The sequence below is a fragment of the Hylemonella sp. W303a genome (assembly GCF_046452315.1).
In the GTDB taxonomy this organism is placed as follows: Bacteria; Pseudomonadota; Gammaproteobacteria; order Burkholderiales; family Burkholderiaceae_C; genus Hylemonella.
Window position 1 is genome coordinate 384,463 of sequence record NZ_JBKFDG010000001.1, and the last position, 14,811, is coordinate 399,273.

The window sequence follows — 14,811 nt, forward strand, 5'->3', positions numbered from 1 at the left end:
ATCAAACCATGAACTCCAGTTCCAAGGGCGCTGCGGCCGCCATCACGCGGTCCGAGAACCGCGCCGCCGACCAGATGCGCACCGTGCGCATCACCCGCCACTACACCGTGCATGCCGAGGGTTCGGTGTTGATGGAATTTGGGCGAACCCGTGTGTTGTGCACCGCCTCGGTCGAGGAACGTGTGCCGCCGCATAAAAAGGGCAGCGGCGAGGGCTGGGTTACGGCGGAGTACGGCATGCTGCCGCGCTCCACCCACACACGCAGCGACCGCGAGGCCGCGCGTGGCAAGCAGAATGGGCGTACCCAGGAAATTCAACGCCTGATCGGCCGTAGCCTGCGGGCTGTGTTTGATCTGAAAGCCCTGGGCGAGCGCACGATCACTTTGGACTGCGACGTGCTGCAAGCCGATGGTGGCACCCGCACTGCCGCCATCACCGGTGCCTGGGTCGCCGCGCAGGACGCAGTGAATACCTTGATCGCGCAGGGCAAGCTTCAGGCCTCCCCCATCACCGCGCCGGTGGCGGCGGTGTCGGTGGGCATCGTCGATGGCCAGCCCTTGTTGGACCTGGAATACACCGAGGATTCGGCCTGCGACACCGACATGAACGTGGTGATGACCGTCAACGCCGCGGGTGAGGGCCATTACATCGAGGTGCAGGGCACTGCCGAAGGCGCGGCGTTCAGCCGCATGGAAATGGATGCCTTGTTGGCCCTGGCGGAAAAAGGCATCACCGAACTCGTGGCCTTGCAGCGTCAGGCGCTTCTCGCTTGATGGCTGGATTGAGTCAAGTGTCATGAAACTGGTTCTTGCTTCCAACAACAAGGGCAAACTCGCGGAACTGCAGGAGCTGTTCGCGCCACTGGGCGTGGCGTTGATCCGGCAGGCGGACCTGAACATTCCCGAGGCGCCCGAGCCGCACCGCACCTTCGTCGAGAACGCCCTGGCCAAGGCGCGGCACGCCGCGCGGCTGAGTGGACTGCCCGCCGTTGCCGACGACGCGGGACTGTGCGTGGACGCCTTTGGTGGCTTGCCGGGCGTGGACACGGCCTACTACGCCACGCAGTTCGGCTATGAGAAGGGCGACGCCAACAATGTGCGCGCCTTGCTCGAACAGATGAAGGACGTGCAAGGGCCGGGCAAGCGCCGCGCCGCGCTTGTCAGCACCCTGGTGGCCTTGCGCTCCGCCGACGACCCCGAACCCCTGATCGCCGTGGGTCGCGCCGTGGGTGAAATCACGCAAGCGCCCGTGGGCGACAACGGGTTTGGCTTCGATCCGGTGATGTTCATTCCCGCCTTTGGCAAGACCTTCGCGCAACTGCCGACCGAGGTGAAGAACGCAAACAGCCATCGTGGGCAGTCGGCCCGGCAGATGGTGACCTTGATGCGGGAACGTTGGTTCTGAGTTGGCGCTTTGCTTTCGCCACGCTTGAATGGTGGGCGAACGCGCGAGCCGGGCGCTGCGCATAGCGCGCTCATGCGGTGGTGGTTGGCCTTCGGCCAACTTCGCATCGGTCAAGCCTTGAACGCCGGTCCGGCATAACTCGCTGTGCGATGGCTTCGCCATCGCGCCGCTCAAACACGATGCCGGAAATCAGAGGACGAAGCGCCGCACTTGCGGCGCGACGGCGTTCAAGGCATGACCGATGCCACCACCGAAATCGCGCACTATGCGCAGCGCCCGGCTCGCGCGTGGGCAAACAGTGATCAACTCAGCCAGACGCTAACTGTTAGTCCCTAACCCTGTCCGATCGTGCGCAAGGCCTGCCCCAGGGCAGCGCGCGACTTCGGTGGCGGCATCGGCGGGGCCATGAACGCCGCGCACGCTGCAAGTGCAGCGTGCATCGTGAACTGATTTCCGACTTTCCTGTCTGACCAGAGCGGTCGCGCAGCGAGCGCGGCGGGAGTTAAGTCGGACAGGCGTTCATGGTTCCGCCGATGCGGAGTTTGCGCAGCAAACCGCCATCGCATGAGCGCGCTGGTCTTGGGCAGGCCTTGCGCACTTGACACGCTTCAACGCGTGGGCGGGCGCCTCCGGGTATTGCCTGAAAATACGCGCCTCACCATGCACGACATCCAACACTACATGCGCCCCGGCACGCTGCAACTGCCCAGCCTGCCGCCGCTCTCGCTCTACGTGCACCTGCCTTGGTGCCTGAAGAAGTGCCCGTATTGCGACTTCAACTCACACGAATTGGCCCCCAAGACGCCTGCGGCGTCGGCCCCCCAAGGGGGCGCGCTCGGCTTGGGGTGGCCCGGCGCCGAGTTGTCTCCGAAAGACGTCCCTGAGCAACGCTACCTTGACGCGCTCATCGCTGACCTTGAAGTCTCGCTGCCCCTCATCTGGGGGCGTTCGGTGCAGAGCATCTTCATCGGCGGCGGCACCCCCAGTCTGTTCAGCCCCGCTGGTATCAACCGGCTACTCAGCGACATCCGTGCGCGGCTCAAGCTCTCGGCCGATTGCGAGATCACACTCGAAGCCAACCCCGGCACCTTCGAGAAAGACCGTTTCGCGGCCTTCCGCGCGGCCGGTGTCACCCGCCTGTCCGTGGGCGTGCAGAGCTTCAACGATGACCATCTGAAAGCCTTGGGCCGGGTGCATGACCGAGCGCAAGCGCTGGCCGCGCTGGAAGAAGCCGCGCGCAGCTTCGAGACCTGGAACCTGGACCTGATGTATGCCTTGCCGGGGCAGAGCCTGGATCAACTGGACGCCGACCTGGACGCGGCCTTGTCGTTCGCGCCACCGCACCTCTCGGTCTACCACCTGACCATCGAGCCCAACACCTACTTCGCCAAGTTCCCGCCCCAGACGCCGGACGAAGACACGGCCTACGCCATGCTGGACCGCATCACCGAGCGCACGGGCGCGTCTGGCTTGCGGCGCTACGAAGTCTCGGCTTATGCGAAGCCCGGCCATGGTTGCCGCCACAACCTCAACTACTGGCAGTTTGGTGACTACCTCGGCATCGGCGCGGGCGCTCACGGCAAGCTCAGCTTTGCCCACCGCGTTGTGCGCCAAGTCCGTGCGCGCGAGCCGCGCCTTTACATGGAGCGCGCCCTGTCGGCGAACCCGGGCAGCGCTGTGGTGCAGGACGAGGAAGTCAGCCGGGCGGATCTGCCCTTCGAATTCATGCTCAACGCCCTGCGCTTGCGCGAGGGCTTCGCGCTGCAAGATTTCGCGGACCGAACGGGCCTGGCGCTGACGGCGATCCAGAAACCGTTGGAAGAGGCCGAGCGCAAGGGCTGGCTCACCCGCGACCTGAGTCGGGCCCGGCCCACGGAGCAGGGCTTCGATTTTCTGAGCGATTTGCAGGCGCTGTTTCTGCCTTGATGCCCCCTTTGGGGGGGGCTTGAATCGCGCCGCAGGCCGGGCGCTCGCGCACAAACCGCACTCGGCGCTTCATTTCACTGCCCAGTCTGCCGAAATAGGAAGCAGGGCGATAAGACCTGAGGAGTAGGCATGTTCTCGATCTACGGTGAAAACGGCCGCATTTTTCGCGGCGCGATGGAGGACCTCTGGCGCGTGGAGGCCCTGCGCGGCGTCATGCGCACGCGACGGCTCGCTGGGCAATCGCTCGACCCGCGCAGCCCGGTTCCGTCGGTGATACGCAGAACACCCGCCCATTGGGCGTACGAGGGCAGCGTGCCGCCCACCCAGACCGACGACGGCGTGGTTCAGCGGGTCGACGAAGCCCCGCGTCGCAGCCTGGCGGCGGGTGCCGCCTTGTCCGCCTATGCCCGCGCCAGCGGGCAGGTGCGCGAGCGTCAACCTTTGCGGCGCGTGGTGGACGTGATGACGCGCAAACCCGTCACCGTGAGCGCGGACGCCAGCGTGTTCGACGCTTGGCGCCTCCTGGGCGAGCGTGGCGTGGGTCAGGCCCCGGTGCTGGCCGGTGCGCGCAGCGCCACGCCGGGGCGCCTCGCCGGGCTGATCAGCCGGGCCGAGCTGCTGGACTTGCGTCGTTTGCCGCGGCCAGATGCGCCCACCGATGCCTGGCGCGAACTGATGATGCGGCCGGTCTCCGATGTGATGTTCAGCCCGGTGCCCGCCGTCAGTCCTGACGCGGATCTGCGCCGCGTCGCTCGCGTGCTGCTCGACGCCGACTTGCCAGGGCTGCCGGTGCTTGAAAACCTCGAAGGCGCGGGGGAAGGCGGTGCGCGGGGCGCCGCGGGCAGCGGGGGCGAGGACGGCGAGCTTGTGGGTTTCATTTCCCGCAGCGACTTGCTGCGGGCCTTGGTGAACGACCCGCCGCTGGATCTCTGGAGCTGACGCGGGCTTCTTCACGTCAGCTCTGGCCCGCGTTGGCCGGACGGTGCCTGGGCGGGGCGCCTTCTCCATCTTTGCGACAATCGCGCGCCGCCAGACGCGGCGCCCGATCCGCGGAAGTCCGCAAGACGGGATGGAACATAGTTCTTTACAAACGAGACGCAATACCGCTCCGCTGCGCGGGCATGATGCCTCGCTCTCATTTCCGACGCCTCACCCATGTCATCTCCGCCCGCCACCTCACGCCGTCACCGTTCGCGCCGCATTGCCCTTTGGATGACGCCCCTCGTGCTGATTGGCGCGGGTTGGGGCGGTTGGCAATGGTGGGAGCGCAAAAACAATGCGCAAGCCAGTTATCTCACGGCCGCGGTGCAGCGGGGCGACATCGAGGACGTGGTCACCGCCACAGGCTTGTTGCAGCCGCGCGACTACGTGGACGTGGGTGCTCAGGTGTCCGGGCAGCTCACCAAGATCCTGGTCGAAGTCGGAAGCGAGGTGCAGGCGGGGCAATTGCTGGCCGAGATTGGAGCCGAGCAGTCGGCCGCTCGGGTGAAGGCCAATCGCGCCTCCTTGCGCGCGCAGCGCGCGACCCTGGCGCAGCGGCAGGTGGAGCTGGCCAAGGCCGAGCGCGATCTGCGGCGTCAGAAGAATCTGTTGGCTGACGAGGCGACCACCGCCGAAGCCGTCCAGAACGCCGAGACCACGGTGCTGTCCACGCGCGCCCAGATCCAATCGCTGGAGGCGCAAATCGAACAAGCCGACGCCAGCATGCAGGTGGAGGAGGCCAATCTCAAGTACGCCAAGATCTACGCCCCCATGGCGGGTACGGTGGTGAGCATCAGCGCGCGCCAGGGACAGACGCTCAACGCCAACCAGTCCGCGCCGACCATCTTGCGCATCGCGGACCTTTCCGTCATGACCGTGCAGGCCCAGGTGTCGGAAGCCGACGTCAGCCGGCTGCGCGTGGGCATGCCCGTGTACTTCACGACCCTGGGCAACGGCGGCCAGCGGTGGCAGAGCACTTTGAAGAAGGTGGAGCCCACGCCGACGGTGACCAACAACGTGGTGCTCTACAACGCCTTGTTCGACGTCCCCAACCCGCAGCGCAGGCTCATGTCCCAGATGACCGCGCAGGTCTTTTTCGTCGTCGCGCAGGCCAAGGGTGTGCTGACCGTGCCGGTGGCTGGCTTGACGATCCAGCGCGGCGCGCAGGGGCCGCGCGCGGCTTCAGGCTCGGCCAATGGCGGCGGTGCCGCACCCGCGTCGGGCTCAGCGGCCTCTTCCCAAGGTGCGTCAAGTGCGTCAGGTGGAGCCGGTTCGGCAGGCGGTCAAGGCGGTCAAGGCGGTCAAGGATCGCGCCCGGATTGGCAGAACCTGTCGCCCGAGGAGCGTGAGCGCCTGCGCGCGGAACGGCGCGCCAACGGCAACGCAGGCGGGCCGCCGTCCGGGGCCTGGGGTGGCGGTGGCGCCGCTGCGGGCTCGGGTGGCGCCATGCCCGCGCGCCGCGCGGTCGCCAAGGTGCTCACGGCCGATGGCGTGCAAGAGCGCGAGGTGCAAGTGGGCGTGAGCAGTCGCGTGCTGGCTGAAATCCTCTCAGGCCTTCAGGAGGGAGAGCGCGTCGTGACGGGGCAGCGCCAAGCTGGCGCGCCGTCCGCGGCCGCCGCAGGCGGTGGCAACGCGCGTTCGGGCGCAGCGCCGTCGGGCATGCCGCCTCCGGGTGGCATGCGGTGATCGGGCGACCACGATCATGAGCGAGTCCATGACAGCGGAGCGGAACCAGGGCCTGCGTGAGCCGACGCAGGCCAGCACGCGCGTCCCATTGATCGAGTTGCGCGGCATCACCAAGACTTATCGCAACGGTGAACTCGCCACGCGCGTGCTGCATGGCATCGACCTGTCCATCTATCCGGGCGAACTGGTCGCCATCGTCGGGGCCTCGGGTTCGGGCAAGTCCACATTGATGAACATCCTGGGCTGCCTGGACCAGCCCACCACGGGCAGTTACCGCTTCATGGGGCGGGACGTGGCGGCGCTCTCGCGTGATGAACTGGCCGCGCTGCGGCGTGACGCCTTTGGCTTCGTTTTTCAGAGCTACAACCTGATTGCCACCGGCACCGCGGCCGACAACGTGGAGGTGCCGGCGGTCTATGCGGGCGCGCCGCCGCAAGACCGGCGTGAGCGAGCCCGGGAGTTGCTGGAGACGCTGGGCCTGGGAGAGCGCAGTCACCACAAGCCGAACCAGCTGTCCGGCGGTCAACAGCAACGCGTGTCCATCGCCCGCGCGTTGATGAATGGTGGGCCCGTCATCCTCGCCGACGAGCCCACGGGCGCGCTGGACAGCAAGACGGGTGAGGAAGTCATGGCCTTGCTCAAGAGCCTGGCGGCGCAAGGGCACACCGTCATCATCATCACGCACTCGGCCGAAGTGGCCGCCAACGCGCAGCGGGTCATCGAAATCAAGGATGGTTACATCGTCGCGGACCCGGGGCCCGCGCCTCAACTCCAGCAGCAGGCCCAGCCCAAGACCGCTTATTGGGCTCAGCACTCCGGCCGGGTGTCCTATGCCGACGAATTGATCGAAGCCGCTCGCACGGCGGTGAGGGCCTTGCGCTCCAACGTGTTTCGCGCGGTGCTCACGCTGCTGGGCATCGTGATCGGCGTGGCGTCGGTCATCGCCATGCTGGCCATCGGTGACGGCGCCAAGCAGGCGGTGATCGACCGCATCAGCGCCATGGGCAGCAATTTGCTGCTGGTGCGCCCAGGCGCGCCCAATTCGCGCGGCTTTTCCAACGTCGCCACGCTGGTGATGGCCGACGTGCAGGCCATCAACCGCGAAGTGCCCAACGTGCTGGCCGCGGTGCCGGAGCAGAACAGCAACGCCACCCTGCGTTACCGCGATGCCGACTACAGCAGCAGCGTGCTGGGCACCTCTTGGCAATACCCGCAAGTGCGGCAGTGGCTGCCCGCCAGTGGTTCCTTTTTCACCGAGGAAGATCAGCAGAACTACGCCACCGTGGCCGTGCTGGGGCAGACCGTGGCGCGTGCCCTGTTCCCCGGCGGGCAGGACCCGGTCGGTGAGTTCATCCTGGTCAATAACCTGGTGTTCCAGGTGGTCGGCGTGATGAGCGCGCGCGGGGCCTCGCCCTTTGGCCAAGACCAGGACGACGTGGTGTTGGTGCCTTACGAGACCAGCCAATTGCGTCTCTCGGGCCAGCGCTTCCTGCGCAACGTCACCGTGGCGGTGCAGGACGTGACCCGCATCGATGAAACCCAAGCCGCCGTGGAGGCGTTGCTGGCCCAGCGCCATGGCGTGGTCGACTTCCAGTTGCGCAACATGGCGTCCATCATCGAGACGGCCAGCGAGACCCAGGACACGATGACCGTGCTGCTCGGTTCCATCGCCGCGATTTCTCTGCTCGTGGGCGGCATCGGCGTGATGAACATCATGCTGGTGAGCGTGACCGAGCGCACCCGCGAGATCGGCATTCGCATGGCCACGGGCGCGCACGAACGGCACATCCTGCAGCAGTTCCTGATCGAGGCTTTGCTCGTGTCTGCGCTGGGCGGCCTGATCGGTGTGTTCATTGGCCTGGGCGTCGCCGCGGTGATCGCCGCCGCTGGCACGCCGGTGCAGTACTCCCTCACCCCCGTGCTGCTGGCTTTTGGCTGCGCCTTCGCGACCGGCCTGGTGTTTGGTTACCTGCCCGCGCGCAAGGCGGCGCGGCTGGACCCGGTGGTGGCCTTGGCTTCCGAGTGAGGAGGGCGGCCAGTGGCAACAAATAAGAAACGTCGTGACATGAACTCCACATCCACCCAGAAACGCGTGGTGAGCCGATGGGCCTTGGTCTTGCCGGTGGCGCTGTTGCTGCAGGCCTGCGCCGGGACGGCTCCACCCGCCGATCCGGCCGGGGCGGCGGCGCGCGCCAAAGTGCAGATGCCTACGGGCTGGCGCGCTGATGCGCCCGCCGCCGAATCGCCCCTGATCGACACAGGCTGGTGGACGGCTTTCCAGTCGCCGGCCCTGGAGCGCCTCGTCAAAGAGGCGTTGGGCGACAGCGCCGAGTTGCGCATCGCCTACGAGCGCATCCGCCAGGCTGAGATTTCTCTGCGCCAAAGCGGCGCCTCGCGCTGGCCCTCGGTGAACGCCAGTGCCGGTGCTTCGCGCAGCCGCAGCAGCACGGCGGGGGTGGAGACCACGCGCGAGTCGACCAACGTGGGTCTGTCGGCCAGCTATGAGGTGGACCTTTGGGGCCGCGTCGCCGACAGCGTGCGCGCGGGCCAGGCCAGCCTGCGCGCCAGCCAGCACGATTGGCAAGCCGCGCGCCTGAGCCTGTTGGCGGGCGTGGCGGGCCAGTACTTCCAGTGGTTGGGCTTGAGCGAGCGCGTCGCGCTGGCGCAGGCCAACTTGGAACGTACCGAGCGTCTGCTGGTGATCGTGGAGTCCCGGCTGCGCAATGGCGTGGCCACGCCGCTGGAGGTCTCGCAGCAGCGCAGCACCTTGCTGAGCCAGCGAGTCAGCTTGCTCGCGCTGCAACAGCAACGCACTCAGAGCGCCGCTGCGTTGGCGCTGCTGTTGGGGCGCCAGCCCATCGGGTTCACCCCCGAAGAGTACCTGTCGGTCTCGCGCGACGCTGCCACCGATTTCGCGGCCTTGCGGGTTCCCGAGCTGGCCCCTGGCCTGCCCATGACCCTGCTGACGCGCCGGCCCGACCTCGCCGCCGCCGAGGCCCAGTTGGCCGCGGCCGACGCCAATGTGGACGCGGCGCGCGCGGCCTTGTGGCCCACCGCCTCCTTGTCCGCGTCGACCACCCTGACATCGGCCAGTCTGTTCAGCCTGGCCGATCCCACGCGTGGCCTCTCGCTGGGCCTGTCCCTGGCGCAAAGCATCTTCGATGGGGGACGTCAGCGCGCGCAAGTGCAGTTGAGCGAATCCCAGCGGGTGGTGTTGATCGAGAACTACGGCCAGGCCGTGCGCACGGCGGTCAAGGAAGTGGGCGACGCCCTGGGTCAGGCCGGCTACAGCCAGCAGCAGGAGGATTTGCAGCGCGAACTGGTGGCGCAAGCCCAGGCTTCCTTGCGCTTGGCTGAATTGCGCTACCGCGAAGGCAGCGGCGACCTGATGTCCCTGCTGGACGCACAGCGCAGCTTGTTCAACGCCCAAGACAATTTGAGCGTTCAGCGCCTGGCCCGCTTGCAGGCCGTGCTGGATCTGTACAAGGCCCTGGGCGGTGACTGGGCTGCAGCGCCCGAGGTCTGACGCCTTTCGCGGGCAGAGGAGAAGCGACTCCCGGCCAGGCCAGGCCGGGCATCTTTCGCATCTCTCATTTCCTCTCCTCTTCTCTCTTCTTCTCTCGCTCAGGCTGCGCCGGGGTGCGGCAGTTCTCGCAGGCAGTCCACATACCGAGGCGAGGGCCATTTACCCGGTATTTACCTCGAAGCGAATGAGAATGATTTTTAAATAGATATACTCGCCAGCGTGAAAACTCCCGGAGCCCCCTCTTTGTCCGCCGAAGCCGCCCCCCGCACCGCTGCGTCCCAGCGTGCCTGGTGGCTCAAGACCTTGCACCAATGGCATTGGATCAGTTCGGCCCTGTGCCTGATCGGCATGCTGCTGTTCGCTTTCACCGGCATCACGCTCAACCATGCGGCCGACATCGCCGCCAAGCCCGAGGTGACGCGGCGCGAGGTCCAACTGCCGCCGGAGTTGCTGGCCCTGCTGCGCGGCGAGGCCGCCGCCCAGACACCCGCTGGAGACGATGCGCCGCTGCCGGCCGCGGTGCGGACTTGGCTGAACGGCGCGCTGTCGCTGGATTTGCCCAAGGAGGCACCCGCCGAGTGGTCGCCCGAAGAGGTTTACCTGTCCTTGCCCCGCCCGGGTGGCGATGCCTGGTTGCGCATCGCGCGTGACGCGGGCGAGGTCGAGTACGAGCTGACGGACCGGGGCTGGATCTCCTGGCTCAACGACTTGCACAAGGGTCGTCACACCGGCTGGGCCTGGAAGTGGTTCATTGATGTGTTTTCCGTCGCGTGCCTGTTGTTCTCCATCACGGGCTTGCTGATTCTCAAGTTCCACGCGGCCAACCGCCCCAGCACCTGGCCCCTCGTCGGTCTGGGGCTGATCGCGCCGCTGCTGTTGCTGATTTTGTTTGTTCATTCCTGAAGCGAGGAGTTTCCTGCCCATGTTGCCTGCCATGAAGATCTCGTACACCAGCGCTCGGCCCGCCACCGGCATGGCCCGTGCCCTGCCTTGGGCCGCGCCGCTGGTCGCTGCCTTCGGTCCCGCGGCGGTGTTCGCCGCCGATCTGTCGCTCACCGTCGAGGTGCCGCGCCTGGACGTGGCCGAGTACCACCGGCCCTACGTGGCGATCTGGATTGAGAAACCCGACCAGAGCTTCGCAGGCAATCTGGCCGTCTGGTACGACCTCAAGATGCGCAACAAGGAAGGCACCAAGTGGCTCAAGGACATGCGGTCCTGGTGGCGCAAGAGCGGGCGTGAACTCGACATGCCCGTGGACGGCATCAGCGGCGCCACCCGCGCGCCCGGCGTGCACACGGTGAGCTTTGGCGACAACAGCGTGCTCAAGTCCTTGCCCGCGGGTGAGTACCAGCTGGTGATCGAGGCCGCGCGTGAAGTCGGTGGGCGCGAGTTGGTGCGCGTGCCCTTCGCCTGGCCCGCCAAGGCCGGGGCCAAGGCGGTCAGCAGCGAGGCCCGAGGCCAGACCGAGCTGGGCGCGGTCAGCGTGACCGTCCAACCTTGAGAGCCGCGAGCCGACTCACTGAACATCCAAGGACCATGACCATGAAACAACGTTTTTCCTTCTTCACATCGGTGGCCGCGCTGGCGGTCTCCGCCACCGCCTTGCTGCTGCCCACGGCCGTCCAGGCCCACCGCTCCTGGCTGCTGCCTTCGGGCACGGTGTTCGCCGGGCAGGAGCCCTGGGTGACCGTGGATGCGGCCGTGTCCAACGACATCTTCTATTTCGAGCACAACGCGGGCAACCTCGACAACCTGGTCATCACCGGGCCCGACGGCAAGCCCGTTGAGGCGCAAAACCAAGCCAAGACCCGCTACCGCAGCGTGTTCGATGTGAAGCTGGAGCAAGCGGGCACCTACCGCATCGCGCTCGTCAACGACAGCATGTTCGCCAGCTACAAGGTCGGCAACGAAACCAAGCGCGTGCGCGGCACGGCCGACAGCCTGCGCAAGGAAATTCCCAAGGACGCCCAAGACGTGCGCGTGACCCGCTCGCAGACCCGCGTCGAAACCATCGTGACCCGCGGCAAGCCCAGCGCCGAGGCCCTCAAGCCCACGGGCCGTGGCATTGAGCTGGTGGCGGTGACGCACCCCAATGACCTGTTCGCCGGTGAAACCGCGACCTTCCGCTTTCTGGACGACGGCAAGCCCGCTGCGGGCTATGGCGTGACCGTGATCCTGGCGGGTAAGCGTCACCAGGACAAGTTGACCGAGCTGAACCTGGACACCGACAAGAACGGCGAGATCAAGGTCAAGTGGCCGCAGGCCGGCATGTACTGGGTGGAGGTCGAGCCTGCGCGTCCGGCCGCTCCCCAAGGTGGTCCGCAGGCGGGCGGCCCTGGCATGCAGGGCGGTCCTGGTGGTCCGGGCCAGGGTGGAACGCTGGACAAACCCGCCCGTCGCGTGGGCTACAGCCTGACGCTGGAAGTCCTGCCGCAGTAAGCGCGTCGCCCCGCGCGGGCGGCCGGGCCGGGTGGTGCGCGCGCTGTGCCGCCGCCGGGCTGGCTCCCGCGGGATGTGCTGATAGGCCCATGGGATGAGCACCCCTGATTGCGTCCCGGCTGCCGATGCCGTCCGGGTGCTGCTGCCACTGCATCTGGACGAGACCCTGACGCCCGTCCTGGGCGCGCGCGTCCATGGTGTCGAAGGCGCCAGCATGGGCACGAGCTGGCGGGTGCTCTGGGTGGCCGATGGACAGAGCGAGGCCGGTCCGCGGCAAGCGCAGGAAGCGGCGGTACGCGCTGCCGTGCAGGCCGAGCTGGATTTGGTGATCGCCCAGATGAGCCATTGGCGGCCCGACTCCGACCTGGGGCGGTTCAACCGCGCGGCGCCGGGCACAGTCGTCAGCTTGCCGCAGGCCTTTGCTGAAGTGCTGAGCGCGGGGCTGTCGCTGGCGGAGTTGTCGGGTGGCGCATTCAATCCGGCTGCGGGCGCCTTGGTCAATCTCTGGGGCTTCGGTCCGTCCTCCGATGTGCTGTATCCGCCCGGCGTGCACAAGCGCTATGACGAAGTGGGGTTTCACATGCCCACGCAGACGGAGGTGGGCGCCGCGCTGGTGCGCTGCGACTGGCGCGCCTTGCGCTTCGACGGGCGAGACCGCATCGTCCAGCCGGGCGGCGTGCAGCTCGACTTTTCGGCCATCGCCAAAGGGTATGCGGTGGACCGCATCGTCTCGCGCTTGCGGTCCACGGGGCTGGCGCATTTGCTGGTCGAGGTGGGTGGGGAACTGCGTGGCGTTGGCTATGGTCTGGGCGGACAACCCTGGTGGGTGGAGTTGGAGTCTCCGGGCCCCGCGTCACTCGCCATGTTGCCGCGTACCCGTGTGGCTTTGCATGGCCTGTCCGTCGCGACCTCGGGCGACTACCGGCGTTGCTACACCCGAGACGGTCAGCGCATGCCCCACACCATCGACCCGCGCACGGGGCGGCCCATCGCGCATGGCTTGGCTTCCGTCAGCGTGCTGCACGAGGAATGTTTGTGGGCCGATGCCTGGAGCACGGCCTTGACGGTGCTGGGCCTGGAGTCCGGCCTGGCCTTGGCGCGCGAGCACGGCATCGCGGCGCTTTTCGTGCAGCGCGAGCCCGCCGAGGGCGGCGCTGGGGAGGCGTTGCGCGAAGTGCTCACACCCGCCTTGCAGGCGTTGGCCAGCGCATCTGATGATGACGTGGCGTCCTGAATTCGCGCCGCATGAAATGGTTCCGATGAAGTTTGTTCAAGCCTTGCTCGTGCTGCTGGTCTACGCGGCCTTTTGCACGCTGATCTTCTGGCGGCACCGCCAGCGTGTGCGGGCTGCGGCCCAGCGGGCACAGGCTCTGCTGCACAGCGCCGTGCCCGGTTCCAGCGCGGGAGGCACGCCGTGGTGGGTGGTGCACGCCAGCCAGACCGGCCAGGCCGAGGCCTTGGCGGAGCAAACCGCCCAGGCCCTGCACAGCGCCGGGCTCGCGGTGCGCCTGCTGCCGCTCGGGCAGTTGCGCCGCGAGGCGCTGCAAGGCGTCGAACGCCTGCTGTGCATCGTCAGCACCTATGGCGAGGGCGATGCGCCGGACAGCGCGGCGGCCTTCGTGCGAGACCTCATGGAGGCTCCGGGTCAGACCGATGCGCAGCGCGCGGAGGCGCCGCGCCTGGAGGCGCTGAAGTTTGGCGTGCTGGCCCTGGGCGACGTCAGCTACGCCCAGTACTGTGGCTTTGGCCGCGCGCTCGATGCCTGGCTGCAGGACTGCGGAGCGCAGCCGCTGTTTGACCGCATCGAAGCCGATCGCATGGCCCCGTCGGCTTTGCTGCGTTGGCGCGAACAACTGGGCGCTTTGATCGGCGCGCACGGGATGGCAGGCGTGTCGGGCGGTGTGGATCTGCCCGATTGGGAGACCCCGCCCTTGCAAGGCTGGACCCTGCGCGCGCGCCGCCACCTGAACCCAGGCAGCGCAGGCGGGCCCGTGCATCACCTGGAGTTCGTGCCCGAGCAGGGCGCCTTGCCGAGCTGGGAAGCCGGAGACCTCGCGCAGATCGAGGTGCCCGGCGCCGCCGGCGTGCCGCGCGACTACTCCATCGCTTCCATCCCTGCCGATGGCGCCTTGCACCTGCTGGTGCGGCAGACCCGGCGCACACAGGCCGACGGCAGCAGTAGCCCGGGTCTGGCCTCCGGCTGGCTGACGGCGGCCACCGAGCAGGGCCTGCCCGTGGGAGGCCGCGCCATGCTGCGTGTGCGCTCGCACAGCGCCTTTCGCATCGGCGCCAATGCCTCGCGACCTCTGATCCTGATCGGCAACGGCACCGGCTTGGCGGGCCTGCGCGCTCACATCCGTGCGCGGCTTGTCCAAGCTCCTCAGCCTGCGGACGGCGCGGGGCCAAGGCTCTGGCTGTTTTTTGGCGAACGTCACGCCGCCACCGACGCCTATTACCGCGATGAGCTGCAGACCTGGGTTGAACAAGGCGTGTTGCGGGTGGAGTGGGTGTTTTCTCGCGAGCCGGCGGCTCCAGCGGCAGCCTCCATGGTGGGCCAGGCGGGCCTGGTGGGCCAGCGCCGTTACGTGCAGCACGCCTTGCGCGACGCCGCGCCCGAGTTGCGCGATTGGGTCAGCGGCGTGTGCGGCCAGCCCGGCGCCGCGATCTACGTCTGCGGCAGCTTGCAGGGCATGGCGGGCGAGGTGGATGCCGCCTTGCGCGACATCTTGGGGGAAACCGATCTGCGCCAGCTCGCCGACGAAGGCCGCTACCGCCGCGACGTGTATTGATCGGCCGCCAGCCACACAAGCGCTGCGCCCACTGCACAGTGCGCATGGCCCCTGCTTTAG

12 protein-coding genes are annotated in these 14,811 nt (G+C 67.5%); all 12 read left to right on the forward strand.

Going from position 1 to position 14,811, the window contains the following annotated elements:
* Positions 1-8: 8 nt before the first annotated feature.
* The 12 genes from rph to ACLBKS_RS01845 all read left to right on the forward strand — a co-directional run bounded on the left by rph (position 9) and on the right by ACLBKS_RS01845 (position 14,751).
* Positions 9-773, forward strand: a complete 765-nt coding sequence (rph, locus tag ACLBKS_RS01790) for a ribonuclease PH (protein WP_410191074.1) — start codon at positions 9-11, stop codon at positions 771-773.
* 22 nt (positions 774-795) lie between these two features.
* On the forward strand, positions 796-1,404 hold the full coding sequence (locus tag ACLBKS_RS01795; protein ID WP_410191075.1) for a non-canonical purine NTP pyrophosphatase: 609 nt from the start codon (positions 796-798) through the stop codon (positions 1,402-1,404).
* A gap of 660 nt (positions 1,405-2,064) precedes the next feature.
* On the forward strand, positions 2,065-3,330 hold the full coding sequence (gene hemW, locus ACLBKS_RS01800; protein WP_410191076.1) for a radical SAM family heme chaperone HemW: 1,266 nt from the start codon (positions 2,065-2,067) through the stop codon (positions 3,328-3,330).
* A 129-nt stretch (positions 3,331-3,459) separates the two neighbouring features.
* Positions 3,460-4,269 (forward strand): HPP family protein, encoded by an 810-nt coding sequence (locus ACLBKS_RS01805; protein ID WP_410191077.1) that lies wholly within the window; start codon positions 3,460-3,462, stop codon positions 4,267-4,269.
* 216 nt (positions 4,270-4,485) lie between these two features.
* On the forward strand, positions 4,486-5,997 hold the full coding sequence (locus ACLBKS_RS01810) for an efflux RND transporter periplasmic adaptor subunit (protein WP_410191078.1): 1,512 nt from the start codon (positions 4,486-4,488) through the stop codon (positions 5,995-5,997).
* Positions 5,998-6,025: 28 nt separating this feature from the next.
* On the forward strand, positions 6,026-8,023 hold the full coding sequence (locus ACLBKS_RS01815) for a MacB family efflux pump subunit (protein WP_410191079.1): 1,998 nt from the start codon (positions 6,026-6,028) through the stop codon (positions 8,021-8,023).
* A gap of 39 nt (positions 8,024-8,062) precedes the next feature.
* A complete protein-coding gene (locus ACLBKS_RS01820) occupies positions 8,063-9,523 on the forward strand; it encodes an efflux transporter outer membrane subunit (protein ID WP_410191080.1) in 1,461 nt (486 codons plus the stop codon).
* A 243-nt stretch (positions 9,524-9,766) separates the two neighbouring features.
* Positions 9,767-10,426, forward strand: a complete 660-nt coding sequence (locus ACLBKS_RS01825; RefSeq protein ID WP_410191081.1) for a PepSY-associated TM helix domain-containing protein — start codon at positions 9,767-9,769, stop codon at positions 10,424-10,426.
* Positions 10,427-10,457: 31 nt separating this feature from the next.
* Complete coding sequence (locus ACLBKS_RS01830; RefSeq protein WP_410191082.1) at positions 10,458-11,024, forward strand: DUF2271 domain-containing protein; 567 nt, start codon at positions 10,458-10,460, stop codon at positions 11,022-11,024.
* A gap of 35 nt (positions 11,025-11,059) precedes the next feature.
* A complete protein-coding gene (locus tag ACLBKS_RS01835) occupies positions 11,060-11,962 on the forward strand; it encodes a DUF4198 domain-containing protein (RefSeq protein WP_410191083.1) in 903 nt (300 codons plus the stop codon).
* Positions 11,963-12,056: 94 nt separating this feature from the next.
* A complete protein-coding gene (locus ACLBKS_RS01840) occupies positions 12,057-13,196 on the forward strand; it encodes an FAD:protein FMN transferase (protein ID WP_410191084.1) in 1,140 nt (379 codons plus the stop codon).
* Positions 13,197-13,221: 25 nt separating this feature from the next.
* On the forward strand, positions 13,222-14,751 hold the full coding sequence (locus ACLBKS_RS01845) for a sulfite reductase subunit alpha (RefSeq protein WP_410191085.1): 1,530 nt from the start codon (positions 13,222-13,224) through the stop codon (positions 14,749-14,751).
* Positions 14,752-14,811: the final 60 nt, after the last annotated feature.